This is a genomic window from Nocardia sp. NPDC059154, assembly GCF_042755705.1.
In the GTDB taxonomy this organism is placed as follows: Bacteria; Actinomycetota; Actinomycetes; order Mycobacteriales; family Mycobacteriaceae; genus Nocardia.
The window spans coordinates 1-20,349 of sequence record NZ_JBHZCS010000070.1 but is presented as its reverse complement, the minus strand read 5'-3'; the positions used below and the strand labels follow the sequence as shown (position 1 = coordinate 20,349).

Annotated in this window: 36 protein-coding genes and 1 tRNA gene; 4 read left to right on the top strand and 33 right to left on the bottom strand. The window is 64.9% G+C overall.

Annotation, left to right across the window (positions count from 1 at the left end; translation table 11 throughout):
- Positions 1–4 precede the first annotated feature (4 nt).
- Complete coding sequence (locus tag ACFXN1_RS40910) at positions 5–307, bottom strand: hypothetical protein (RefSeq protein WP_379436339.1); 303 nt, start codon at positions 305–307, stop codon at positions 5–7.
- A gap of 229 nt (positions 308–536) precedes the next feature.
- A tRNA-Trp gene (locus ACFXN1_RS40905) sits at positions 537–610 on the bottom strand.
- A 454-nt stretch (positions 611–1,064) separates the two neighbouring features.
- Between ACFXN1_RS40905 and ACFXN1_RS40900 the strand changes: the two genes are divergently transcribed.
- A complete protein-coding gene (locus ACFXN1_RS40900) occupies positions 1,065–1,517 on the top strand; it encodes a hypothetical protein (RefSeq protein WP_379436337.1) in 453 nt (150 codons plus the stop codon).
- Positions 1,518–1,647: 130 nt separating this feature from the next.
- Entirely contained in the window at positions 1,648–2,067 is a 420-nt protein-coding gene (locus tag ACFXN1_RS40895) for a hypothetical protein (RefSeq protein WP_379436335.1), read from the top strand.
- Between the two features lie 1,124 nt (positions 2,068–3,191).
- On the opposite strand, the gene ACFXN1_RS40890 is transcribed toward ACFXN1_RS40895, so the two are convergent.
- The 29 genes from ACFXN1_RS40890 to ACFXN1_RS40750 form a co-directional block, all read right to left on the bottom strand.
- Positions 3,192–3,635, bottom strand: a complete 444-nt coding sequence (locus ACFXN1_RS40890; RefSeq protein ID WP_379436334.1) for a hypothetical protein — start codon at positions 3,633–3,635, stop codon at positions 3,192–3,194.
- Positions 3,632–3,937 carry a hypothetical protein gene (locus tag ACFXN1_RS40885; RefSeq protein WP_379436332.1) on the bottom strand — a complete coding sequence of 102 codons (306 nt, stop codon included), beginning with the start codon at positions 3,935–3,937 and terminating at the stop codon, positions 3,632–3,634. Before ACFXN1_RS40885 ends, ACFXN1_RS40890 begins: the two co-directional genes overlap by 4 nt.
- On the bottom strand, positions 3,934–4,311 hold the full coding sequence (locus ACFXN1_RS40880; RefSeq protein WP_379436331.1) for a DUF6221 family protein: 378 nt from the start codon (positions 4,309–4,311) through the stop codon (positions 3,934–3,936). Before ACFXN1_RS40880 ends, ACFXN1_RS40885 begins: the two co-directional genes overlap by 4 nt.
- A 13-nt stretch (positions 4,312–4,324) precedes the next feature.
- On the bottom strand, positions 4,325–4,990 hold the full coding sequence (locus tag ACFXN1_RS40875) for a hypothetical protein (RefSeq protein WP_379436329.1): 666 nt from the start codon (positions 4,988–4,990) through the stop codon (positions 4,325–4,327).
- Positions 4,991–5,006: 16 nt separating this feature from the next.
- The gene (locus ACFXN1_RS40870; RefSeq protein WP_379436328.1) at positions 5,007–5,396 is read right to left on the bottom strand and encodes a hypothetical protein; all 390 of its coding nucleotides are present in this window, start codon (positions 5,394–5,396) and stop codon (positions 5,007–5,009) included.
- Positions 5,389–5,658: a hypothetical protein gene (locus ACFXN1_RS40865; protein WP_379436327.1), complete on the bottom strand. Its 270-nt coding sequence runs from the start codon at positions 5,656–5,658 to the stop codon at positions 5,389–5,391. Before ACFXN1_RS40865 ends, ACFXN1_RS40870 begins: the two co-directional genes overlap by 8 nt.
- Complete coding sequence (locus tag ACFXN1_RS40860) at positions 5,655–5,780, bottom strand: hypothetical protein (RefSeq protein WP_379436326.1); 126 nt, start codon at positions 5,778–5,780, stop codon at positions 5,655–5,657. Before ACFXN1_RS40860 ends, ACFXN1_RS40865 begins: the two co-directional genes overlap by 4 nt.
- The gene (locus ACFXN1_RS40855) at positions 5,773–6,084 is read right to left on the bottom strand and encodes a hypothetical protein (RefSeq protein WP_379436324.1); all 312 of its coding nucleotides are present in this window, start codon (positions 6,082–6,084) and stop codon (positions 5,773–5,775) included. Before ACFXN1_RS40855 ends, ACFXN1_RS40860 begins: the two co-directional genes overlap by 8 nt.
- Entirely contained in the window at positions 6,077–6,799 is a 723-nt protein-coding gene (locus ACFXN1_RS40850) for a DNA polymerase beta superfamily protein (protein ID WP_379436322.1), read from the bottom strand. The genes ACFXN1_RS40855 and ACFXN1_RS40850 overlap by 8 nt, the downstream gene beginning before the upstream one ends.
- The gene (locus ACFXN1_RS40845; protein WP_379436321.1) at positions 6,792–7,112 is read right to left on the bottom strand and encodes a hypothetical protein; all 321 of its coding nucleotides are present in this window, start codon (positions 7,110–7,112) and stop codon (positions 6,792–6,794) included. The genes ACFXN1_RS40850 and ACFXN1_RS40845 overlap by 8 nt, the downstream gene beginning before the upstream one ends.
- 148 nt (positions 7,113–7,260) lie before the next feature.
- Entirely contained in the window at positions 7,261–7,413 is a 153-nt protein-coding gene (locus ACFXN1_RS40840; RefSeq protein ID WP_379436319.1) for a hypothetical protein, read from the bottom strand.
- Positions 7,406–8,026 carry a hypothetical protein gene (locus tag ACFXN1_RS40835; protein ID WP_379436318.1) on the bottom strand — a complete coding sequence of 207 codons (621 nt, stop codon included), beginning with the start codon at positions 8,024–8,026 and terminating at the stop codon, positions 7,406–7,408. Before ACFXN1_RS40835 ends, ACFXN1_RS40840 begins: the two co-directional genes overlap by 8 nt.
- Positions 8,019–8,321 (bottom strand): glutaredoxin family protein, encoded by a 303-nt coding sequence (locus tag ACFXN1_RS40830; RefSeq protein WP_379436316.1) that lies wholly within the window; start codon positions 8,319–8,321, stop codon positions 8,019–8,021. The genes ACFXN1_RS40835 and ACFXN1_RS40830 overlap by 8 nt, the downstream gene beginning before the upstream one ends.
- A complete protein-coding gene (locus tag ACFXN1_RS40825) occupies positions 8,314–8,634 on the bottom strand; it encodes a hypothetical protein (protein WP_379436315.1) in 321 nt (106 codons plus the stop codon). The genes ACFXN1_RS40830 and ACFXN1_RS40825 overlap by 8 nt, the downstream gene beginning before the upstream one ends.
- 13 nt (positions 8,635–8,647) lie before the next feature.
- Positions 8,648–9,172, bottom strand: coding sequence for a hypothetical protein (locus ACFXN1_RS40820; RefSeq protein ID WP_379436313.1), 525 nt, complete (start codon positions 9,170–9,172; stop codon positions 8,648–8,650).
- Between the two features lie 21 nt (positions 9,173–9,193).
- Positions 9,194–10,513, bottom strand: a complete 1,320-nt coding sequence (locus ACFXN1_RS40815) for an AAA family ATPase (protein WP_379436312.1) — start codon at positions 10,511–10,513, stop codon at positions 9,194–9,196.
- A 1-nt stretch (position 10,514) separates the two neighbouring features.
- Positions 10,515–10,787, bottom strand: coding sequence for a hypothetical protein (locus ACFXN1_RS40810; protein WP_379436310.1), 273 nt, complete (start codon positions 10,785–10,787; stop codon positions 10,515–10,517).
- Positions 10,784–11,689: a hypothetical protein gene (locus ACFXN1_RS40805; RefSeq protein ID WP_379436309.1), complete on the bottom strand. Its 906-nt coding sequence runs from the start codon at positions 11,687–11,689 to the stop codon at positions 10,784–10,786. The genes ACFXN1_RS40810 and ACFXN1_RS40805 overlap by 4 nt, the downstream gene beginning before the upstream one ends.
- On the bottom strand, positions 11,690–11,941 hold the full coding sequence (locus ACFXN1_RS40800; protein ID WP_379436307.1) for a sigma factor-like helix-turn-helix DNA-binding protein: 252 nt from the start codon (positions 11,939–11,941) through the stop codon (positions 11,690–11,692).
- The gene (locus tag ACFXN1_RS40795; RefSeq protein ID WP_379436306.1) at positions 11,938–12,123 is read right to left on the bottom strand and encodes a DUF6011 domain-containing protein; all 186 of its coding nucleotides are present in this window, start codon (positions 12,121–12,123) and stop codon (positions 11,938–11,940) included. Before ACFXN1_RS40795 ends, ACFXN1_RS40800 begins: the two co-directional genes overlap by 4 nt.
- Positions 12,120–12,392, bottom strand: a complete 273-nt coding sequence (locus ACFXN1_RS40790) for a WhiB family transcriptional regulator (RefSeq protein WP_379436304.1) — start codon at positions 12,390–12,392, stop codon at positions 12,120–12,122. Before ACFXN1_RS40790 ends, ACFXN1_RS40795 begins: the two co-directional genes overlap by 4 nt.
- On the bottom strand, positions 12,382–12,564 hold the full coding sequence (locus ACFXN1_RS40785; RefSeq protein WP_379436303.1) for a hypothetical protein: 183 nt from the start codon (positions 12,562–12,564) through the stop codon (positions 12,382–12,384). Before ACFXN1_RS40785 ends, ACFXN1_RS40790 begins: the two co-directional genes overlap by 11 nt.
- The gene (locus ACFXN1_RS40780) at positions 12,561–12,758 is read right to left on the bottom strand and encodes a hypothetical protein (protein ID WP_379436302.1); all 198 of its coding nucleotides are present in this window, start codon (positions 12,756–12,758) and stop codon (positions 12,561–12,563) included. Before ACFXN1_RS40780 ends, ACFXN1_RS40785 begins: the two co-directional genes overlap by 4 nt.
- Complete coding sequence (locus ACFXN1_RS40775; protein WP_379436300.1) at positions 12,755–13,039, bottom strand: hypothetical protein; 285 nt, start codon at positions 13,037–13,039, stop codon at positions 12,755–12,757. The genes ACFXN1_RS40780 and ACFXN1_RS40775 overlap by 4 nt, the downstream gene beginning before the upstream one ends.
- A 108-nt stretch (positions 13,040–13,147) precedes the next feature.
- Positions 13,148–13,360 (bottom strand): hypothetical protein, encoded by a 213-nt coding sequence (locus tag ACFXN1_RS40770; protein WP_379436299.1) that lies wholly within the window; start codon positions 13,358–13,360, stop codon positions 13,148–13,150.
- Positions 13,361–13,362: 2 nt separating this feature from the next.
- Positions 13,363–13,590, bottom strand: a complete 228-nt coding sequence (locus ACFXN1_RS40765; RefSeq protein ID WP_379436297.1) for a hypothetical protein — start codon at positions 13,588–13,590, stop codon at positions 13,363–13,365.
- A complete protein-coding gene (locus ACFXN1_RS40760) occupies positions 13,587–13,958 on the bottom strand; it encodes a hypothetical protein (RefSeq protein ID WP_379436296.1) in 372 nt (123 codons plus the stop codon). The genes ACFXN1_RS40765 and ACFXN1_RS40760 overlap by 4 nt, the downstream gene beginning before the upstream one ends.
- Positions 13,955–14,896 (bottom strand): phage antirepressor KilAC domain-containing protein, encoded by a 942-nt coding sequence (locus ACFXN1_RS40755; protein WP_379436294.1) that lies wholly within the window; start codon positions 14,894–14,896, stop codon positions 13,955–13,957. The genes ACFXN1_RS40760 and ACFXN1_RS40755 overlap by 4 nt, the downstream gene beginning before the upstream one ends.
- On the bottom strand, positions 14,886–15,260 hold the full coding sequence (locus tag ACFXN1_RS40750; RefSeq protein WP_379436292.1) for a helix-turn-helix domain-containing protein: 375 nt from the start codon (positions 15,258–15,260) through the stop codon (positions 14,886–14,888). The genes ACFXN1_RS40755 and ACFXN1_RS40750 overlap by 11 nt, the downstream gene beginning before the upstream one ends.
- A gap of 182 nt (positions 15,261–15,442) precedes the next feature.
- Here ACFXN1_RS40750 and ACFXN1_RS40745 point away from each other — a divergent pair, with 182 nt between their 5' ends.
- The gene (locus ACFXN1_RS40745) at positions 15,443–16,732 is read left to right on the top strand and encodes a helix-turn-helix domain-containing protein (protein ID WP_379436291.1); all 1,290 of its coding nucleotides are present in this window, start codon (positions 15,443–15,445) and stop codon (positions 16,730–16,732) included.
- An 82-nt stretch (positions 16,733–16,814) separates the two neighbouring features.
- Here the strand turns inward: ACFXN1_RS40745 and ACFXN1_RS40740 are convergent, their stop codons facing one another.
- Complete coding sequence (locus tag ACFXN1_RS40740) at positions 16,815–18,188, bottom strand: VWA domain-containing protein (RefSeq protein WP_379436289.1); 1,374 nt, start codon at positions 18,186–18,188, stop codon at positions 16,815–16,817.
- Between the two features lie 202 nt (positions 18,189–18,390).
- Between ACFXN1_RS40740 and ACFXN1_RS40735 the strand changes: the two genes are divergently transcribed.
- Entirely contained in the window at positions 18,391–18,780 is a 390-nt protein-coding gene (locus tag ACFXN1_RS40735; protein WP_379436288.1) for a hypothetical protein, read from the top strand.
- Between the two features lie 15 nt (positions 18,781–18,795).
- Here ACFXN1_RS40735 and ACFXN1_RS40730 read toward each other — a convergent pair whose 3' ends face one another.
- Positions 18,796–20,100, bottom strand: coding sequence for a tyrosine-type recombinase/integrase (locus ACFXN1_RS40730; RefSeq protein ID WP_379436401.1), 1,305 nt, complete (start codon positions 20,098–20,100; stop codon positions 18,796–18,798).
- Positions 20,101–20,349 lie beyond the last annotated feature (249 nt).

Below are 20,349 nucleotides of genomic sequence, written 5' to 3'. Positions count from 1 at the left end.
ACAGTCAGCTCCTCGGCGGCCAGTTCCAGAAGCCAGCGCCATCGCCTTCGGATCGCGAGGTCGCCCAGTACTCGTCGGTGCCGTCGAGCTGCACCTTGAGATTCACCAAGTCGCCCCAGGTGCGCACGATGAGGGCCGGGTAGACGTCGCCCGCGCGGGTCGGGTTGCCGTAGTGGGCGACGTATCCGGTGTCGGCGTAGCCCTCGGTTCGGCGGTGCTCGACGAAGTCGACGCGGCGCTTGTTGATGGACTCCGCGTCGTGCTCATTGAGGGTGTAGTGGACGATGCGCCCGATGGTGGGCTGCATCAGAAGATGGCGCCGAACAGGGCACCGACGACGTTGGCGGTGGCGCGGCCGACGAGCGACCAGTCGACCAGATGAGCGGCGGCGGACAGGGTTTCGACGATCATGTCGTGTCTCCTTCTAGGGGATGAGGCCGAATTGCTGCGCGGCCTCGTCGCGGTGTCAGCCTCGCGCACCCGCAGCGCTATCTGACCCGTTGATGACCGACCGTGTTCCGCGGTCGTCGGGTTTGCTGATCCGCCAGGACTCGAACCTGGAACCGGCCGCTTTGGAGACGGCTGCTCTTGCCAATTGAGCTACGGACCAAGGTGTCCCGAAAAGGGCTGTGCGGCAGCGAAGACCATCGGCGCTCACAGTTCGGGACGGTCCCACGCGTCGGTGGGGGACGTTTGATGCCCCGAACCGGGCGCGCGCGGAAAGGGGGTGCGCTCGGCTCGCAGTTCGGGGCGGTCCTGACTGGCGCTGACTCGGCGGGGAGAGTGAGTCTGCTGCCTGATCAGGACGTTGGGTTGCAGAGCGCAGTTCGGCTGCCGCCCTGCGGGTCTGGGGAATGGCGAAGGCCGCGCACGGATTCCGTGGCGGCCTTCATGATGTGGTGCTCGCTGCGCGGACAGTTCACGCGCTACGCGCTCAGCGTAGCACTGGGGGTGTCCGTAACAAGATCAGTCCTCGTCACCGCGCTGCCCACTCCGGTCGGTAGTCGGGGTGATCGACTTCCACATTCGTTGTACAACGATACATTCATGCTGTATAGTAATACATGCCGGACGGGGTCGGACCCGACTGGCAGACCGATGAAAGCGAACCAATGGACAACATCCAGCGACGGGCCTACGAACTCCGCTTCCAGCTCCGCGCGGGCGAGGTGTACGACCGGGTCGCCAAGCGGCTCCGCGCCGAGCTGTACCCGCCGATCGAGCTCGAGGCGCGGATCGTGGGCGTCGTCGGCCCGCTCGACTTGATCGCCAGCGCCGAGAACGCGCTCGGCGCGATCCGCGACACCCAGGGCAGCGAGGTCGTCAAGCAGATGCTGATCGAGATCCTCGAGGAATGGCTGACCGGAATGACCCTCTACCGGGTGTGCGCCGAGGAACACAGCCCGGAGTGGATGCTCCGCGCGGCCATCATCGCGGCGACGCGGGCGACCGAGGACCTCGAGCGACTCGAGGACATCATCCTCGCCGACCAGGACGACGAGGACGAGACGAACTAGCAAGCCAGCAGGGCCCGGAACCCCCGGGCCCTGCCCCTTGAACGCCGAACGGCCGACGGGACGGGGCGCACGCGCCCTCAATCGGAATCCCGCCGGCCGGACCGACTACTCACGAACGGAGTACACAACGATGGTAGACCCGGCCCGAGACAACGCACCAGCCGCGAACGGCCTCACGACAGCCGAGATCGCCGAGCGCTACGACCGCGCGCTGAACACCGTGCAGAAGCATTGGGTTACCAACCCGCGCTGGCCGGCCGCCCTGCCGACCAGGCGCGGGAATTGGAAGCTCTACGACGAGGCGGCCGTCGACGAGGTGGTCCGTGCGGTGTTCGTACCCAAGGCGCCCGAGCCGGTCGGCGACCCTGACGACTTGCTGACTCAGGGCGAGGTCGCCGCATATCTCGGCATCGCGACGGGCACGCTGCGCGGCTACATCTCTCGCGGCCAGTACGCCGAGCCGGACGAGACCAAGGGCGGCAAACGGTGGTACCGCCGGACCGTCGACGCGCACCGGCCCCAGCGGCGCCCGGCCATCAAACGAGGTTGACGGTCGAGCGGCAACGATCCGTATCGACAGGCACTCACAGGTACCGACAGGCACTCGCAGGCACCGACAGGCACCGACAGGCACGGAAAAGTCACAGTTTGATCCAAAAAGAGAATTTGATGGCAAGATGATTGCCCTGGAGGGTCCGGGTGCAATCGAGCCCTCCAGGGACCATTCACCTAGCTGCTACGCAGTAGGCCGGATGATCGTGACCGCGATCAGAACCCGATACGCCACGGCACCCTTCCGCCCGACGCAGGGCGGGAAGGTGTCGTGTGCCTGATGGTAGGAAGGGACGCCGTGCTGGTCGACGTAGGTACCCGACGAAGGCACACGCTGGCCGGTCTTCCAGCTCCCATTGGGACCAAGCGGGTTATGGCGTGACGCCATGACAAACTCCTCAGTTGTTGATTTGAGCAGCCGACGCCGAGCGTCTGCTGATGAGCACGATTCACTGACCTGCCCTTGTGGCAGCCAGTGGTTCAGTCTCGACGGGAGGACCGCGGGCCTGGACCAAGACGCGGGTGCGGTGACTCTCCGGCCCGATGGCCAGATAAAGGCATACTGCGGTACACCGAAATGCATGGAGTGCGGTACGCCCGCGCGCGTCTAGTCCTCGATTACGCGACGGCGCGCTGGCGCGCATCGCGGAGGGAATTCGCAGACAATGGGAGGGTGTCCCTTTCGGTTGTGGCGGTCGATGTGTGAGTTCGGCCGGCAGTTTTCTGGTGTCGCGGTGAAGACACTACACCTTGTGCAGGCAAGAACCGCACTACACGACATGTTGCGGCTCACAGCGGTGTAATTCAGACCAGGTGATGCACGGGCGAATGGCCTGTTCGGTGATCTACGACTGTGATGCATATCATCGATCCACGGCGCGCCCGCCGGTGTCTGAAACGAAAGAGGCCGGTCACGCGTCCAGCGTGACCGGCCTTCTCAGGGGGTAGATCCCAGTTGCGACACCAGATCCATCCCACAACGCCCATTGGCGACTCCCAGTGTCGCCGAGCCTGGCGGAGAAGTCAATTTGTGTAAAGGCAGCGTGTCGGTGCCATTTGGTAAAATACTCCGCCAAAAGTGAAACCATGCGGTCCGAATCAGGTCGACCACGGCGCAGCGCGCTATTGGCGCGGGTCGTTGACCAGCTGGAAGTCGCGCAGGCCGGTCCGGTCGCCGGTCGCGGTGAACTCGCGGCCGGCCACCTCCGACAGCGGTATATCGCAGTCGCGGGCGATCTCGGCCGCGTCGAGGTCCATCGGCTCGCGGCCGGTGTGCCAGGGCGTGACGGCCTTGGCCTGGTCGCCGCGGGTCAGGATCACACGCAGCATCACGCGCCCGTCCGGCTGCACCTCGTAGGTCCGCGCGGGTTTGCTCCAGTCCCAAAGCTCACTCATACCGACGATTGTCTCGATCCTTTGGGCGAGCGCGGGGAACGGGTCAGCCGTGCCCTGGGGCCGCCCGTCCTCGTCGAGGATCTCCACATGGAGGACGCCGTCGCGATCGACCCAGCCGACACTGTCGCCGGGCTCCAGCGCGGGCCCTTGGTATTCGTACGGTTTGCTCACGGGTTTGATCCTCCAACATCGGACAGGAGCGGGTTGGACCATCCCAGAACTGGCGGAATATCGCGGCACAGACTGCCCGCCAGTTTGCGCCCATTCTCGAAATCGAGTTCGACGTATGGCTCGACGTCGAGCTTCTCCGTCACCCGGACGGCCCGAACGTCTATGGCAGACCGTAAAACTCCTACCCGCCTGAGAATTTCGGTCATGCGCTGAGCTTGATCCCAGTCCAGGCCAGCCTCTGCAGAGAGGGCGGCAGTTGCGCGGTCGTCGATCTGCCGGTTGTCGGTGATGTAGTCGCTCATGCTTCCAATCCTCCCAGTGCGGCCCACTCGGGCCGGTAGTCCTTATGCTCGGCCCAGATGGCGGCGATCGGGGCGAGGTCGGCCTCGATCATGTCCTCGGTGTCGTGATGTCCCCAACCTTGGGCGATCCGCCGGGCCGTCGAGCGGATGAGCGCACGCCAGGCTGCGCACTCGCGCAGCACCTCGCGCGGGCCCGCCGCGGCGGGCATGAACATCGACGACACGCCGCCCTCGGCGCTCCGCCGCGTGAATCGGGCCCACTGGTATTCGACGGTGAACTCGCCTGGTGTGAAGTACTTTTCGAGCTCGATTGCCTCGTTCGCGGCGGCCTCGCGTTCGACGAGTCGGGCCTCGATGAATGCCTCGATGTTCACGCTCTCGATCCTCTCAGCTCGCTTTTGCATGTCGCGCCCGGATCGGCACGCGCAGGTGTGCGTCGAGCACGTCGCCGAGCAGGAACAGCACCGGGTACCCGGGTTGCCAGGGCCCGGGCAGCGGTGCGATCTCTCCCGCGTCCTTGAGCACGAACACGCGGCGCCGGGTGAGCTGCCGGTATTCCTCGCCGAGTTCTCGTGCCACGGTGGCGATTCCGGCGGCGTTCAGCTGCCACCGCCGGGCCCGGTCGACGCGCTCGGAGTCGACCACGATGTCGAAGGCCGGCGGGCACACGATCGCTTCGGCCGCGTCGGCGATGGCACGCAGGTTCGGGTAGCAGTCGTCCGCGCCCTCGGTGCACGCCAGCGAGTAGATGTGCCGTTCTAGCCACAACGCGAGACCGCCTGTGCCCGTGGGCCCCTGGTAGGCGATGGCCCGCTGTTCACACACCAGCCGTACCCAGCCGACGAGCTCGGCGTGGAGCTTGTCGGCGATCTTGGCGGCGTCCACGTGGTACGGGAGCGGCTGCCCGATGCGTTTCTGGGTCTGTGACCCGCCCATCGAGCCGAGGCGGGCCTGTTTAGTGCGGGTGTGGCGGAGATCGGCGGCGAGGGCGGGGATTCCACGCAGCAGCCGCTGCAGCAGCGGTAGCCGGTGGGGCTCGATGAAGGTGTCCATCACTGTCTCTCCTCGGTCAGTTCATCGGTGTGGCGGCGGCGATTTCGGCGAGGCGGGCGCGGGCCCGCTCGATCGCGCCCGGATCGTCGCGTAGCTCGGCCAGGACCTCGGCGACGCCAACGGCGGTCTCGATGGGGTCGACGAGCAACGCTGGGTTGATTACGGCGGCAGCCTCGGCGTAGCCACAGATCACGGCGTCGACGTAGCCCGCCATGTACGCCTCGGCCAAGGCCTCGCTCGACGGGGTCAGCTTGTCGGCAACGGCAGCGGCGGCCGTACGACCACGGGAGAGGTATGTCTCGCGGCGCGTGTTCGAAAGCCCTTCCCAGGTCGGCATTCCCGCGTGGATGTATTGCGCGAGGTCGCGGGCGAGAAGCTCGGCTGCCTCGTCGAGGTGATCACGCATTGTCTGCCTCCTGTGGTTGGATGTCGCGCCAGTACGGGCCGCGACGGGGATCGAGCGCGAGGGCGACGCTTCCCTCGCCGGGGCTGTTACTGCGCATGGTGATGGTGGCCGGCGGCCGCCCCCGCTTGGGATGGAACGGGTTGGGCCACACGGCTTTCCCGTCCTGCCAGAGGATGATGCGGCCAGGTCGTCGACGGCCACGGCCGCGATGCTTCATGCGCGGGAAGTAGGCGCGCCAGCGTGGCTTCTGACCGCTGCTCACCGGTCGCTCACCTCCTGGGCATCGAGTTCGGTACGGATCGATTCCCCGATGGCACGCCAGCCGACGGATCCCCACATGCCAGCCACGACCGGGCCGACCATGTCCACGAGACGATCAGCCATGGTCCACCTCCGGCTGCCACAGGACGATGGCGGGCAGGTATGGCCGATGGAAGTGATGCCGTTCCTTGACTGCCGATGTCGCACGGACCCAGCCGAAGTCTCGGTCAGGGTGCACTCGAGTGCACCCGGCCGCGTAGAAGTCCAGCACCACCGACCCAAGAGGCAGCGCGTCGAGTTCCGAGGCGGTCTCGATGATGCGATGGCTGGCCTGCTGCTCCAGCTCGGTGATGCGGGCGCGGTCCTGGTTCCGCTGCTCGATGAGATCGTCTCGGTGGATCGTGGTGTACGCGATCGGGTCAGGCACAGCGGTTCTCCTGGAGGTAGGCGCGGCGCACGCGTTGCAGCAGGTCCTCGAGCGGGGCTTCGTCGGGCTGGTCGGGCAGCACCGTGCGGGCGGTGTCGAACTTGTGCTCGTACTCGATCAGCAGTGCGCGGGCCGCGTCGGATTCGGGGTCTGCGGCGACCTGCCGGCCGAACTCGTGGAAGCGGTCGGGATCCTCGACGCGGATGGGCAGGTGCCCGGTGGTGTACACCTGGTAGCCCTGCCACAGCAGCCGCATCAGGTGCCGCGCGTGCTTCTCGCGGCGGGTCTCGAGGCTGCCAGCGAATCGGCCGCGGTCGATCAGCCGCGTGAATTGGCTTGTCGCGTAACCGAAGTAGGCGCTTCGCACTCGGGGCGCGGACAGGAAGCAGCTGCGCAGGTGTGCCAGTTCGCGGCCGTGGTCGGTGGTGTTGGTCCAGGTATCGAGCCACAGGATTTCCGAGGCGGTCGGGTTGCACGAGAGCATCAGGTGCATGGCCTTGCCGATCTCGTGGCGGCAGGAGTCGATGCCGACGGCGCGGCTGACGCGGGTTGCGCGTTCGCGGGAGGGCGGGTGCAGGCCCAGCAGGTCCGCGGTGGGCTGGACGTAGATGCCGGTGTAGTCGGTGTCGCTGTGCTCGGTGGCCAGGCCGTAGGCGGTGGATCCCACCACGCCCTCGAGCAGGATCCGTTCGATGCGGGCAGCGGTGTCAGCCACGGTCTTTCACCTCCCGCAGCTCGTACACGGTGCCGCCCGCTCCGTCAGCGGCATCGAGGGCGAATTCGAGGTCGGCGAACACCCTCTCGCCGACCAGTTGCACGTCCTCGTAGTCGAAATCGCCGCAGAGGACGACGTATCCATCCCGCTGCTCCAGCTCGGCGATGCGGGCGTGTTCGCGGTCCATTTCCGCCAGCTGCGCACGCTTCTCGGCGAGAGCGTTCTCCAGCTCGGCGTTGCGGGCGAACACCGCACGGGCGTTGTTCAGCAGCCACACCACGGCCGCGACGTCGGATTCGGTGCCGTCCAACACGTCGGCAGTGAATCGTTCGAGCAGGCCATCCTCAGTGGTCCCGATCGACCAGTAGTCAGCCGGAAACGATCCGCGCGGTGCGGTGCCAACCCATGGCCCCGGGGTTACGTACGAAAAAAGCCGCCGCCCTTCGGCGAAGAGGTCTCGGTCAGGCATAGGCATCGGGATTCATCTCCTCATCGGCGAGCGCCATGTCGTCGGCGTCATTGCGGCAGTCGGGGCACAAGCAGTCCGGCGGATCCCACGGCTCACCGGACTGGCCGTTGCCCAACGCGATCTGGCAGATGTCTCGGTCAGGCATGGGCCACCGCCGGCACTTTCGACGCCTGGTACTGGCCGATGCCCCAGGTGATCGCGTGCAGCGCCCACAGGAACTGGCCGGAGTACTCGTTGAAGTCCCATTCCCAGGTGTCGTTGAAGTGGAACGCCCGGCCGCGGCTGGTGACGTACTGGAAGCGCAGCAGCGCAGCGTGCGCGGAGTCGGCGTAATAACGATCTTCGAGGACCTCCGATCGCAGCATCCGGAAGATCTCAGCGGTGTCGTCGAAGCCGTGTCGGCGCTCCCAAAAGTCCGAGACAACCCGCTCGACGAACTGCTCTGGCGAATGAACCAGCACGTCGGACTTGGCGACCAGCTTCTCGGCCCAGTAGCTCGGATTGATCCGCTCGACGTTGCCGCCGAAGAACTCGAACATGTCCGGGACGCGGCTGAACGTGAAGCTGTCGACATCGCCGGTGATCGCCAGATGTCCGGGCCAGGTCACGAGGTTGAAGTGGTAGAACCCGGTGCCGGGCTTCTGGAATCGCAGGTGCCGGTACAGGCCGTCGTCATGCTCGACGGTCATGACGTGGTCGGCGGTCTCGGCGAGAAACCGGCGGCGGTCGTCGGGGAATTCGATGCGGTTATCAGGCATGGTCGGCCTCCTCCACAGGTGCGCTGGGAGTCCAGGACTGCAGCGCGGCGGCGAGCTGGTCGATCTTGGTCAGCTGGAACCCGGACCAGTGCATGTCGCCCGCGACGATGACGGGCAGGGACTGGTAGCCGAGGGCGCGGACCCGGGCGGCCGCGTTGTTGTCGGTCGTGATGTCCAGCTTCATGAACGGGATGCCGCGATTCTCAAGCGCTTTCGCGGTCGTGATGCACTGGCCGCAGCTCGGCTTGCTGTACAGCACGACGCGCGGGGCGTCAGGATGGATCCGGTCAGGCATTGGCGGTCTCCTCGGCGGTGACGAACTGCCATTCGAGGACCGAGCCGAACAGGCCGGGAGCGAGGTTGGCCTCGATCGGTCCACTCATGCCGGGCTCGAGGCTGTTCACGGTGGCGGACCAGCTCGACGGCTCTGTCCCGTCGCTGTCGAACCACAAGGCCATCCAGCAATCCGCATGCTGCGTGGCGGGTGGCCGGTGGTCGGGATCGTAAAAAACGCATGTGCAGCGCGAATAGATGTGGCAGGCCGCAGATTCATCGCCGCTGCAACGGAATTCGATGCGCGGAAAGTCTCGGTCGCCGGTGATGGTCACGGTGTGGAGGTGCTCAGGCATGGTCGGCCTCCTTCGGGATCGGGGTGGGTACGGATTCGGATGGCATCGGGATGGGATCCGGATGGGATCCCGATCCGATGAGCCGCTCGGCGAAGGCCTCGGCGAACGCCTTGGCCTCGCCGGTCAGGCCGAGGGCGAGCACGTCGATCGCCAATGCCTTGCGCAGCAGCGAGCTTTCGACCGTCTCTGCGGCGCGCAGGGCGCCCTTGAGGTGGTTGGGGTGGCGTGTGAGTCCGGCCAGGTCGAGGTACCAGCGCAGCAGCACTTCGAAGGTCTCGGCGTCGACGATCACGAATCCGGTGTCGATGAGCGCTTTCAGGTCGGCCTGGATATCGGCGATGGTGGTGTCGTCGCAGGCGGCGGCCCACTTGTCGACCATGAGCGGCAGCACGCCGGCGGCGGTGAGCATGGTGTCGGTGAGCATTTGGACGTAGAGGGCTTGAGCGCTGCGCGGCAGGGCGCGGAAGTCCTTGCGGGCCCACAGCTTGCGTAACAGGTCGGTGTGATCTCGTGGCATGTCGATGGCTTCCGGTTGGGATCAGGCAGCGGCGCGGTTGGCGGCGTGCAGCTGCTCGAAGTAGGCGGGGTCTGCGGGCAGCCACGGCAGGATGTGGGAGTGCTGCAGGCTCGACGGCCACAGCCGTTCCTCGCGGGATCCGCGCCAGGACACGACGTCGACGAGTTCGGCGCGGCCCTTGCTGGTGTCGTTCGCCGAGCGGCGCAGCCCGAATCCGAACTCGGGCCAGCGCATCCACACGCTCGATCCGATCGGGGCCATGGACCGGGTGCCGTCGCTGGCCTGCCCTTTGCCCGCGTGGGCTTCTGACAGCAGTGCGAAGCCGTGACGCTCGCGCAATCCGTCGAGGACCCACGCGATTTCGCGGGCGGGTTTCTCGTCGTTCGGGTTCTCGTGATGCAGCTTGTAGAGCGGGCCCAGGACGAGCAGGTCGGGCGCGAAGTCGGTGACAACCCGTTCCAGCCATGCGGTGTCGGGGCCGGTGAGCAGGTCGATTCCGGCGGGCCGGACTTCGATGGCCATGGTGTCGTTCCAGTCCATCGCGGTGAGTCCGTGATTGCGGCGGCGCTGGTCGACCATGCTGGTGATCCACTGGTAGCGGCGGCGTGACTGGGCTGGTGAGTTCTCGCAGTCGACGACCAGGACGCGGATGTCGTGGCGGCCGGAGCCGAGGACGTTTCCGGTGAACGGGTGCAGTCCGGCGGCGAGGGTGGTCGCCATCTGGGTGCACAGCACGGACTTGCCGCCGCCCTCGGCACCGGTGAGCACGATACGGTCCATGCGCTCGAGCAGGCCTGGCACCAGCCAATCGTGGCGGTCGGTGACCGACAGGAAATCGCCCATCAGCGTTGGCGGTTCGGTCACCGCGGTGGCGATGCGCTCGGCGTCGTCGCAGGCGCGGCGGGTCTCGCTGATCGCGGCCGCGATGTCGGCCGGGTCGGTACCGGAGGTCCAGGCGGTCTCCATGCGTTGCGCGAGCCGCATCCCGACCTGGGACAGCTTGCGGGCCGCCGACAGGGCGCGGATCCGTTCGGCGTGCACCTCGGCCGACTCGGGCAGGCCTGCCGCGTCGCCGCAGTCGAGCAGGGTCCGCGGCTTGATCCGCGCCGGGACCAGGCCGCGGTTCTGCGCCTCGACCAGCACGGTGTTCTGGTCGACCGGGTGGCCGGCAGTCATCATCTCGGCGATCACGATCGCGATGTGGCGGGCCTCGGGGTTGAACCAGTCGTCAGGCTGGACCGACAGGAACTCGTTGCGGCAGCGTTCCGGCGCGAGCAGCGCGGTACCGATCAGGGCACGCTCGGCGGTCGGGTCGTACGGGGTGTGGGCGTCGGTGGTCATGTCACTCCTGCCAGTTCTTGCCGCGGTCGCGGCGGATGATCTGCGTGATGTGGCCGGGCATCAGCCGGGCGGTGTTGTCGCTGAAGTACTCGTGGACCGCGTCGATGGCCTCGGCGAAGGTCCAGCGCTTGCGGCGCGCCGCCTCACCCCAGGCGGCGATGGTGGCGCTGTCGACGCTGCGGTTGTCGTAGGCGGTGATGACCTGCAGGACAGTGACGAGCTCGTCGTTGGTGAGCCCCTGCGCGTTCGGGGCGGTGGGCAGGTTCGGGGTCACGAAACTTCTCCCAAAAGTGGAGGTTGGTATGCGGCAGGCGAACTGGACACCGCCTGGTTGCCGCCTGGAAGCGCTCTGGCGGGGCGCACGGGACTGGATGGGACTCCGGTCTTGGGCGGACCGCCGAAAGCGTTCAAGATCGCGGGATTGGGGTTGGTCTTGAAACGCTCGAGGTCGGCGATCTTCTGATCGCGGTCACCGGAGGCGGCCTGACCCTTGCGCGGTGCGTGCTCGGCTTCGCGGATGATCCAGTTCCGCCAGGTGCGGTTCCAGTCGACCTTCGTGGCGTCCTTGCCGGACTTGGACAGCCAGTAGTTGACGAACTTCTCGTGCGCCTGGTGCAGGTTGACATTCGGATGCTCTTGCCGGGCCCACGCTTTCGTGTCCTCGTCGGGCATCCAGCCTTCGGGGAGGCGGGTGGCGCGCTTGCGCGTCCCCCCTCTTACTTCGTTAGAAGTAAGAGTTCCCCTGTTCCCCTGTTCCCCTGTTCCAGGCGCGAGAGTCTCATTAGATTCTCGCGAGGGTGCTGCTACAGCCTCGCGAATGACAGCATTCTCGCTGGTAGGGACCGGATAGCGCGGCTTGTTCGGGTTCACCACTCGCTGATGCTTCGGCCAGCCAGTGATGAACAGGAACGCCTTGCCGTCCACCGAGTAGCGCTGAATCAAGCCTCGCTCGACGAACGAATTCAGGGCCGTGGAGACTCTCGCGAGAGTCTCGTTAGGGTCTCGTTCCATGTCGCTCGCGAACAGGTCGGCGCAAATCGAGGCGAGCTTGTCGAGGCCGACGCCGTTGTCGTCCACGTACGACCACAGGCCGATGAACACCAGCCGGTGATGCCAGTCCAGTACGTCGATATCGTCGGACCGCCAGAACTCCGGCTTGATCGAACGGATGCGCATCTACGCCACCAGTCCCTCACCGCCGGGCGTCGCCTCGGCCCGCTGGATCGCCCGCCGCACACCGGATTCCGACATGCCGAGGCACTCGGCGATCTCCGCGAACGACAGGCCGTAGCGGCGGCCCAGGCCCATGTACATCACCTTGTGCAGCGCGTTGGTCTGCTCGGCCTTGCGCACCGCGTCGAGCACCGTCACCACGTAGGTGCGGGCCTCGTCCGGCGTCAGATCGGCAGGCAGATCAGGGGAATTCATCGAGTCACCTCCAACTCGAACAAAGGAATTTCGCTGGCGGCCCTGCGGGCGTCCTCACGCTCATGGCGTGCGCACACCGGGCCCAGTCCGGACTGGATCGATTCCGCGGACACGAGCCAGCCACCACAGCGGCGGCACTGGCGTGCGATCCGCTCGTTGTCGCCGAGCTCGACCGCGGTCACGCTGCCCCCTGGGCGATGTGGCGCAGGATCTTGCGCCGACGGCGCACCGTCTCGTAGTTGACGCCGTCGCCGAGATCGACGCCGCCGAAGATGCCGTAGTGCTCGCCGTTGTCGAACGCGGCCTGCGCACAGCGGCGGCGCACCAGGCATCCCTCGCACAGCTGAATCGCGGTCCGCACCAACGCCTGTCGGCGCTTGCCGTTACTGCGGCCGGGAGGGAAGAACGCCTCTGTGGGGGTACCGGCGCACGCCGCGAAATCACGCCACATCACGCCACCGCCCAACGGTCGAGGCCGGCGGGCGGCCGTCGGGAAGGAGACCTTCATCTTGCGGGTCGCCTTCGCTGCGTCGAGTGCACCAGTTATAGGCGCAGATGCTCGCGCCGATCCACAACAGGACAGCGCTGTAACCGATCTGGATGATGTGGCCGAGGATGATCACAGCGCACCGCCTTCGGCCTGGTCAGCGAGAGTGCGCAGTTCCTTCACGGCGTGCTCAATCGAGCTGCGCAGGTAGCCGACCTCGAAAGCGTTCCGAGCGGAGAAGTCCTTGAGGTCGGGCCAGTGCTTCAGCGCGCCCGCTGCGGAGGTCGCCAATTCCGATTCCAGCTGGTCTGCGATGCCTCGAAGGCTCATCGCGCACCGCCTTCGGCCGGAATCTGCGCGCGCAGCGTGGCCAGCATGTCGGGCACCGAGTGGCCGTCCTGCTCAGCCAGAGACAGCACCATCCCTGCGAACGCGAAGATGGTGGGCGGCGCGTCGCAGTTGTTGACGATCGCCTCGGCGGTGTGCACATCCAGGCTGTGGATTGCCTCGATGAGATCGCAAGCGGACCGCATGCCACCAGCCGTACGGGCATCAGGAACGTAAGGTGCGCGCTCTTCGGCGGCACGGTCAGAGTGGGCCTGATTGGCCATGGATAGAATTCCCCTCGTACGATGGGTCCCCGCTCCCGCCGAGGCGCACGACTCGGCGGGACGTTCGGGTGAAATGGATTGGGTGGGCGCTGATTCGCGCCGACGCTGTTACCGGGCAGGCAGTGAGCGGATGTAGCGGTCGATGCTGTCGCGCAAGAACAGGTTCTTGACGCCCTCTTTCAGAACGACGATCCGCTCTTGGCGCGCAAGCTCTTCCAGCCGCCACTTCGACAGGCCGGAGTACTGGACCGCGCCCTTGAGATCGAACGCGATCGGCTGCGCGACGACGGCAGCTTCGACGGGCTGCAGTTGATCACTCATCGCTACTCCCCCGCCCGCTCGACGAGCACGCTGCAATCGATGCTGAGCCAATGCGCGGTTGCGATCAGCTCAGGCACCAGCACTGGAGTCTCGCCAGTGAACTTCCGCTGAACGGCCCGCTGGGACACCCCGAGCACTTCAGCCAGCTCGGCCGTCCACTTCCGCTGACGACGCATCTCCAGCCGAACCTCGCGCATCACACGGAGCGTGGCGATTTCCTCGACGGTCACGACCGGCCATCCCGCAGTCCCGTGCGTACATCTTCCGTGCCCCCTGCCATGCGCAGCAGGTTCTGCACGATCGCGCGAGTCTGCGTGACGTTGAACCCTCGCGGGTGCGCCGCGAGCTGAGTGCCCAGCACCCGCCACGCCTCGTCGACGCCAGTGGTCTTCAGGTACTCCTCGGCGCACGACAAGTGCCACCAGGTGCCGAACATCTTGGTGATCGGCTCACCCTCGCCAGTGACCCGTCCGCACTTCGGGCACGGGGTCGAGGTCGGGTCGGTGACGAAAACCTGTTCGGACTCAGGATCCTTCAACACCTCCGGCATCCGCCGGCCACGGGAAGCAACAGCCGAGAGCTGATCGACAGGATTCACCAGGCCACCTCCAGCTCCTGGGTGCCGGAGTCCTTCGGGAGTTCCAGGGTGCCGTTGGCGTCGATGTGCTTGGTGATCCACTTCCACGCGATGTCCTGACCCTTGGGGGTCAAGTAGGCGGTAAACGAGGTGTGGCCCGACTTCTTGTCGGTGCGCTTGACGTTCTCTGCCCACCCATTTCGGATCGCCGTGGCGGTCGCTTGGCCGGTGTCAGAGCGGTCACCCTGGATCGTCACGCCCTTGTGGGCAAGGAATGCCATCACATGGGCCTGCAGGATCCAGATGCTGTGCACCTTCTTGCCCCAGGTCTGCACCTCACGGGCAAAGTCCTGGCGATGAATCGAGGTTGACGAACCGGAGTGCGCCTCAGCCTTCGCCACCTTCGGAGCGTCGACCTCGACCTTCAGCTCGAGCTCTTTGTTCTTCGCCGCGAGTGCCACAATCCGGCGGTCCAGGATGGACACCGCGTTGCGGATGATCTCATCCTCGGAGAGCTCAGCCGGACGCGTTTCGGCCTCGACATCGAGCAGCATGTCCCGGACCCGCTTCGCGACCTCACTGTCACGCAACAGCATTCCGATCCGCAGGATGGCCCGGCGGGGGAACAGGGCGATCTGGCGGGCGCGCGGATCGAGGTTTGAGACGTTCAAGTTGAACGTCTCCCCGAATACAGTCCGTGTCACGATCCGGTAGCCGTCGCTGTCGAGTTCATCGCGATTCCGTTTGACCACCGTGAGGATGGTCTCGCGGTCGACCTCGTAGTAGGTGGCTACCTGTTCGGTCATGGCGTGCATGTCGTCGGACAAGGTGCGGAGCGCGCCCACCTTGTCGAGGACCTCGGTGCGGCCCGCGAGCGTATCGCGCTGGGTGCGGGCCGACGAGGCGGTCAGATCAAGCGAATGCTTGTTCTCGCTGGTAGGTGGGGTGCTAGAGTGCACGGGCTCCGGCCTCCTCAAGGGCTGGGGTTGTTGAAGCGGCAGCGCTCGGGACTTCTTGGCGGGAGGAACGAGCGCTGCTGCTCATGGGTACCGCGGCTATGACGGGCCGCATGATTGCGATCTGGGGAATGGCAAGGGCATCGGCCGCTCGAGCAAGGTTGATGTCCGTTAACCGCTTCCGACCAGCTTCGATGTTGGCGAGATAGGGGCGTGAGATCCCCATCAGCGCCGCCAGCTGTTCTGGCTTGAAACCTCGAAGCTCTCGGATCGTTCGAAGCGTCTCGCCTACCCGTTCCCAATCCGCTTCCAGGAAGGGACTTCGAGCGAAATTCCTTCCCCGTCTTGGTATCTGCTCTGTTGCCACATTGCAAGATCGTAAGGGAACAGCAGGGAAGTCTCAACCCAACCCTGCCGGTCAACTTGGCCATCAGGTTCAAGCGGCCCCGGAACGGGAACAGTTAGCTATAGGTTCTGGTGCATACGTGCAGATCAACCCAATTCGCCCAAGAACTTGATGTTCCCGGTAATTCCCTCCAAGATAGAGCCATGGCGACCGACGAATCAGCGACCTTACGGCTCGTGGGCCAGCATGTGGCGAGATGCCGTGTCCTGCGGAACATGAGCCCGACATCACTCGCGCGAGTGGCGGGGGTCGACGTGAAGACGATCCGCAGTCTTGAGGCCGGCGAGCGGTGGCCGCAGGACACGACGCGCCACAAGATCGAAGTCGCCCTGTCACTGACTCCAGGGAGCATTCAACGGTGGCGGCAAGACCCCGAAGAATTCAATCGTCAGTGGTTGAGCCATTACCTCCAGCAGAATAAGCCCGCCGATTCCGCGGAACAGACCACTGACCATCCGATTCAACCGGGGCCGACAAGCGAAGCGATCGGTCGGCTGGGCGTAGAGGTCCTCAGGCGCCGCACAGAGCTTCAAATGACACAACAGGATGTTGCGCAGGCTGGCGGCCCCTCAGATACCACACTGACTGGCATCGAGAACCACACAGCGACGGCCATCAGCCCATTGACCCTCCGCAAGTTGGACGCTGCGTTGCGTTGGAACCCTGGTAGCGCCCAGAACGTACTGGATGGCCATCCGGCTTCGCCCCTGACCCCAACGGAACAGGCGGAAGTGGAAGAAATTGCGGAATACCTGGCTAATCAACGCCGGGAAATGTCCGAATTTATGCTCGAGACGGAACACCCCCTCGAAGTCGCAGCGGCTGCGGTGGAAGTGGCGTACGGCGTCACAGCGAGCTGGAAGGTTGCACAGCAGGCATTGAAAGCGGGAGTGCATCCTGCGTTGCCGAGAAGCTGGGCAGAGATGGGATTTCAACTTCTGGTTGGTTCCGGAATTTTGGGTGGGCTCCGCAGCGAGTTGGTGATGTCATTCTTCGATAAGTATGAGGAACTGATGATCGCGCTAAAGGAGGCGGATCGCACAACTACACTTCTGGAGCCACCGCTTCCGAGGATCATGCAGAAGAACGTGCGCACATCCAATGCATTAGACGATCTCGACTCCGACATGCCGGCCGCCCTGGGTGACTACGACGTGCCTCCAGTAGCTGGGAATCGCGGCGGTCAAACAAACCGCGCGTCCGCACCCGAGGACGGCGCCGAGGACCAGGCCGTGCGCCGCGGCCTCGACGCGCCGCCGCGGTACATCAGGGGTCGCCAGCGCGCGACAGGCCGCGATATGTCCTTCGACGAGAAGGGCCAGCCGATCTGGGTCGATGACGACGATGACGACGAGGACAACGCACTGGCGGCGTTCGAACCCGACGATGGCGACGAGGACAAGCAGGACGATGACGACTTCGAGGGGCGTTAGGCGGACAAAGGCTACTGGCCATCGATGAAGGTCCAGTTGATTACGAGGGTTGGTGATGGGACCCCCAACGGGCCCGGGCTGCTCATCGCGGCAAGTGATTAGTTGGTGCGGTGTAACGAGGATCGATGATGCGGTGAGCAGTTGCCGCGCGCATCCAGTCCGGGAATTCCCCAATCAGCGCGTCATACAGTTCAGTGTCGGTGGTGGAGTCGATGTCGACGACCCGGAAGAATCCGGCGTTGTCAACGATGCGACCCTGCATAGTGTCAAGTTGCGTCAGTATCCCAAAATTGTTGTCTCCCAACCCAATGAACTGCCAGAACACTGGGCGGCTGGCGGCTGTGGAGATGAGCTTGCGGATCTGAGGCACCTTGGAATGGAAGCCACCATCGGTGAAGAACAACACAAGCACAGGCTGCAGGTTGCGCAGACCATCGAGGATGGCCGACATGATCGGCAGTTCCTGATTGAATCCGCCGATCTGCTTGTCATAGTTGATCGGTGAGCACATCGGGTGGCCATGGGTGCCATGCAAATGGACGAAGGTGTCGATCCACTGGTCAGCGTTGGCAACGGTGACATCGGGGAGCTTCACATAATGTTGGCCGTACAGGTAAGTTTCAAGGTTGCCGTCACTATCGAGCTGGGTAGCGATCGGGATCATGCGTTCAATGACGCGCTTGACGGTGCCGTCTTGGTAGAGCTGTGCCATTGACATCGTCTTGTCGAGCACCAGAATCACCCGGGCATCACATCCGGCAGCGCCTTTTGTGAGGAGAGCTCGGTGCACCGCCTCCTTCCGAAGGTTGAGCACGCGGCGCTTCTCCAGTGAGAGCTTTCCCTCGCCGGCGACTACGCGGATCTTCGGGGCAGCGCCGAGAACTGGAGCAGGCGCAGCCGTTACAGCATTGGCAGCAGGCGAGTCCGGCTCCTCATCGACGGTGACGCCAAACTCGCGCACAAGGCCCGCGAACCCTGCATCCCATCCCGCCGACTCGCTACGAACCTTCCACTGTCCCCCGCGTCGATACAGCTCGACAAGGACGGCGGCCTGCTCTGTTGTCAGCCCTTGAGCTGGGGCGGTAATCGTCGTCCCGGTGTCATCGGTAATCGTCGTGACCAGGGGGATGCCACCAAGTGGAGCCTCAGCGGCGAGCCCGATCGCGATGTGGTCGATAACGCTCGGGACCGTCGTCAGGTTGATAGAAAGTTTGCCGGCGCCAGTCAAGGAGATGGCACCTTCCGGGGATTGCGGCTGGTTGAAAAACACGAAGTCGCTGTCTGAGCGCACCTTTCGCGTGGAGGTGAGCTGGAACGCCACGATGTCCATGCGGGCTCCACTCACCTCGATCGTCAGCGTCGCCGCATGGGTCGATAACGGTACATTCTGACCGCGTACCAGGGCCCCTGCGTTCGCGAGTTTGGGCTCCGCCGAGATATTTTCATGCCTGGACATAAGTCCGGAGTGTATTGATCGCGAGACCTCGCTCGCCCTCCCCAGAGAAGTTGGCACGATCGGTCATAGACCCAGCCGCGCGAAACCCTAGCAACCTCACTCGAACATGTGTTCCACTCCAGCCATGGGGAACGCTTTACCAACGGATAACCATCACTGGGACCCGTGGCGACACCTCCACCGCCACTACCCGCACATACCCGTGATCTACACAAAGAAGCTGAAAGGCAAAAGACGTGGTGCGATCACGCCCAGCGGGAAGATCCTCATCGACCGAAGACTCGGTCAGGCCGCGCGACGATGCACCCTCACCCACGAAATCATCCACCTCGAACGTGGACTCGCTCCGCGCGGCACAAGATTCGCGGCCCGCGAAGAGCAAACAGTCAGAGAGCTCACCGCCCGGCGACTGATCACGTTGCCCGCGCTCACCGAAGCCCTGATGTGGGTAGCACCCGATGACCCATACGCGCTCGCCGAACAGCTCTGGGTAGACATGCCGACCCTGCGGATCCGGTTGCGGCACATCACCCCAGCCGAGGTCGGGCAGGTCAACGGCGAGCTAGACCGCCGACGGCCGTGGCATCAGTAGCGGCCCGAGTGTGCACTACTGCCCGGCGGCGGCCCTCTGCCCAGCGGGGACGATCTTCTCCGGCAGCAGCATCCCGGCGAGGGCATTCTGTCCGGTACGCAGCTTCTCCAGATCTTCGTGCAGGTACAGCCGGTTCGCTGCCGCGGTCGACTGGCCGAGGAACTTCATGCGGTGTGTTTCGTCGACCGGGATCAACGAGTTGGCGGTATGCCGGGTGCCGTGGCCTTGAATGGCCGGCACTTCGGCGCGGGCCTGAGCGTCGCTCCAGGCCGCGTTCTCATACTCGCGGCGGATCGGCCGGAACTGGTCGGTGACCCACAGCAGCCCCCACGGATTCGGGATCCGGTTGTCCACGTACATCCGGAGCATGATCGCCAGCTCTGGCGGGATCGGTTGAATGCGGGGCTTCTTGGTCTTCGGCTTCACCAGGGCGAGATTCTTGTACACCGGGATCAACTCGTAGGTGTCCGGCGCGTCGAAGCGGTCCGGGGCCTCAGAGTTCTTCATCCCCGGCTTCAGCGGGAGTTGCTGCAGCTGCCAGGAGATGTCCCAGGTCAGGTTTTCCCAGTCGATCCGATCCTCTTGCATGCCGAGCAGCTCGCCCTGGCGCAGCGCCGTGACGTAGCGGGCGGCCCACAGCGTCACCAGCGGGTCGCCACCCTCGAGCGCCGCGGTGAGTACCGACTGCGCCTGCTCGGCGGTGTGCGTGCCGCGTTCCTCGCTGACAGCCTTCGGGCGTTCGACGAGTTTCGCGACGTTCTCACGGATCAGCTTGGGCCTCTCCTTGAGCTCATCGTCGAGCCAGTCACGCACCCGGTCGTAGGCGATCTGTCTCGTGCGACTGGACCACCGCGGCTCCTCGGACTCGGTGCCCTTGACCGTCTTGGTCTGTTCCTTCATCCACGAGATCAGGTAGTCGATGTGCTCGGTGGTGAGCTGTTTCATGTCCGCTCCACCGATGGACGGGGCGACTTGCTGGTTGATCGTGGCGAGCACGTTCTTGTAGTGGTTCGGGCCCCAGCCGTCCTTCTTCTTCTCCGCCCAGCGGCGCATCCGGTCGTCGACACGGACCTTCGCCGCCGGCGCCTGCGGGACGCCATTGCGGAGGTCCTCCTTGAGCTCGTCGAGCTTGCGCATCGCTTCGGACTTGTCCTTGGAGTACACCGGCCGGGTGCGGGCGCGGCTGCCATCCATCCCGGGCGGCAGCGGCGCGACGCCTACCCACATGCCGTCCGCCCTCTGATAGAGCGCGCCCTCGCCGTACTGGCGCTTGCGCTTTTTGCCCGGTGTGCGGAACGACTTCTTGGATGGGGATGTCAATTGCGGCTGCCTCCATCGGTATTCTGACAGCGTGACCAGCCTGGACGGATCGAGGACGAACACCTTCTCGATTTGGCGTTTCCAGGTGTAGCCAATTACTGTAGTCAATGGTACGGTGTTGCACAGGTTCGCAGCAACAACCAAACCTGTTGTGAGCAGGCAAAATTCACAACTCGTCAGGACAGAAAGAGCGGAGCCTCAGCCTTCCAAGCTGATGGTGCGGGTTCGATTCCCGTCACCCGCTCTTTC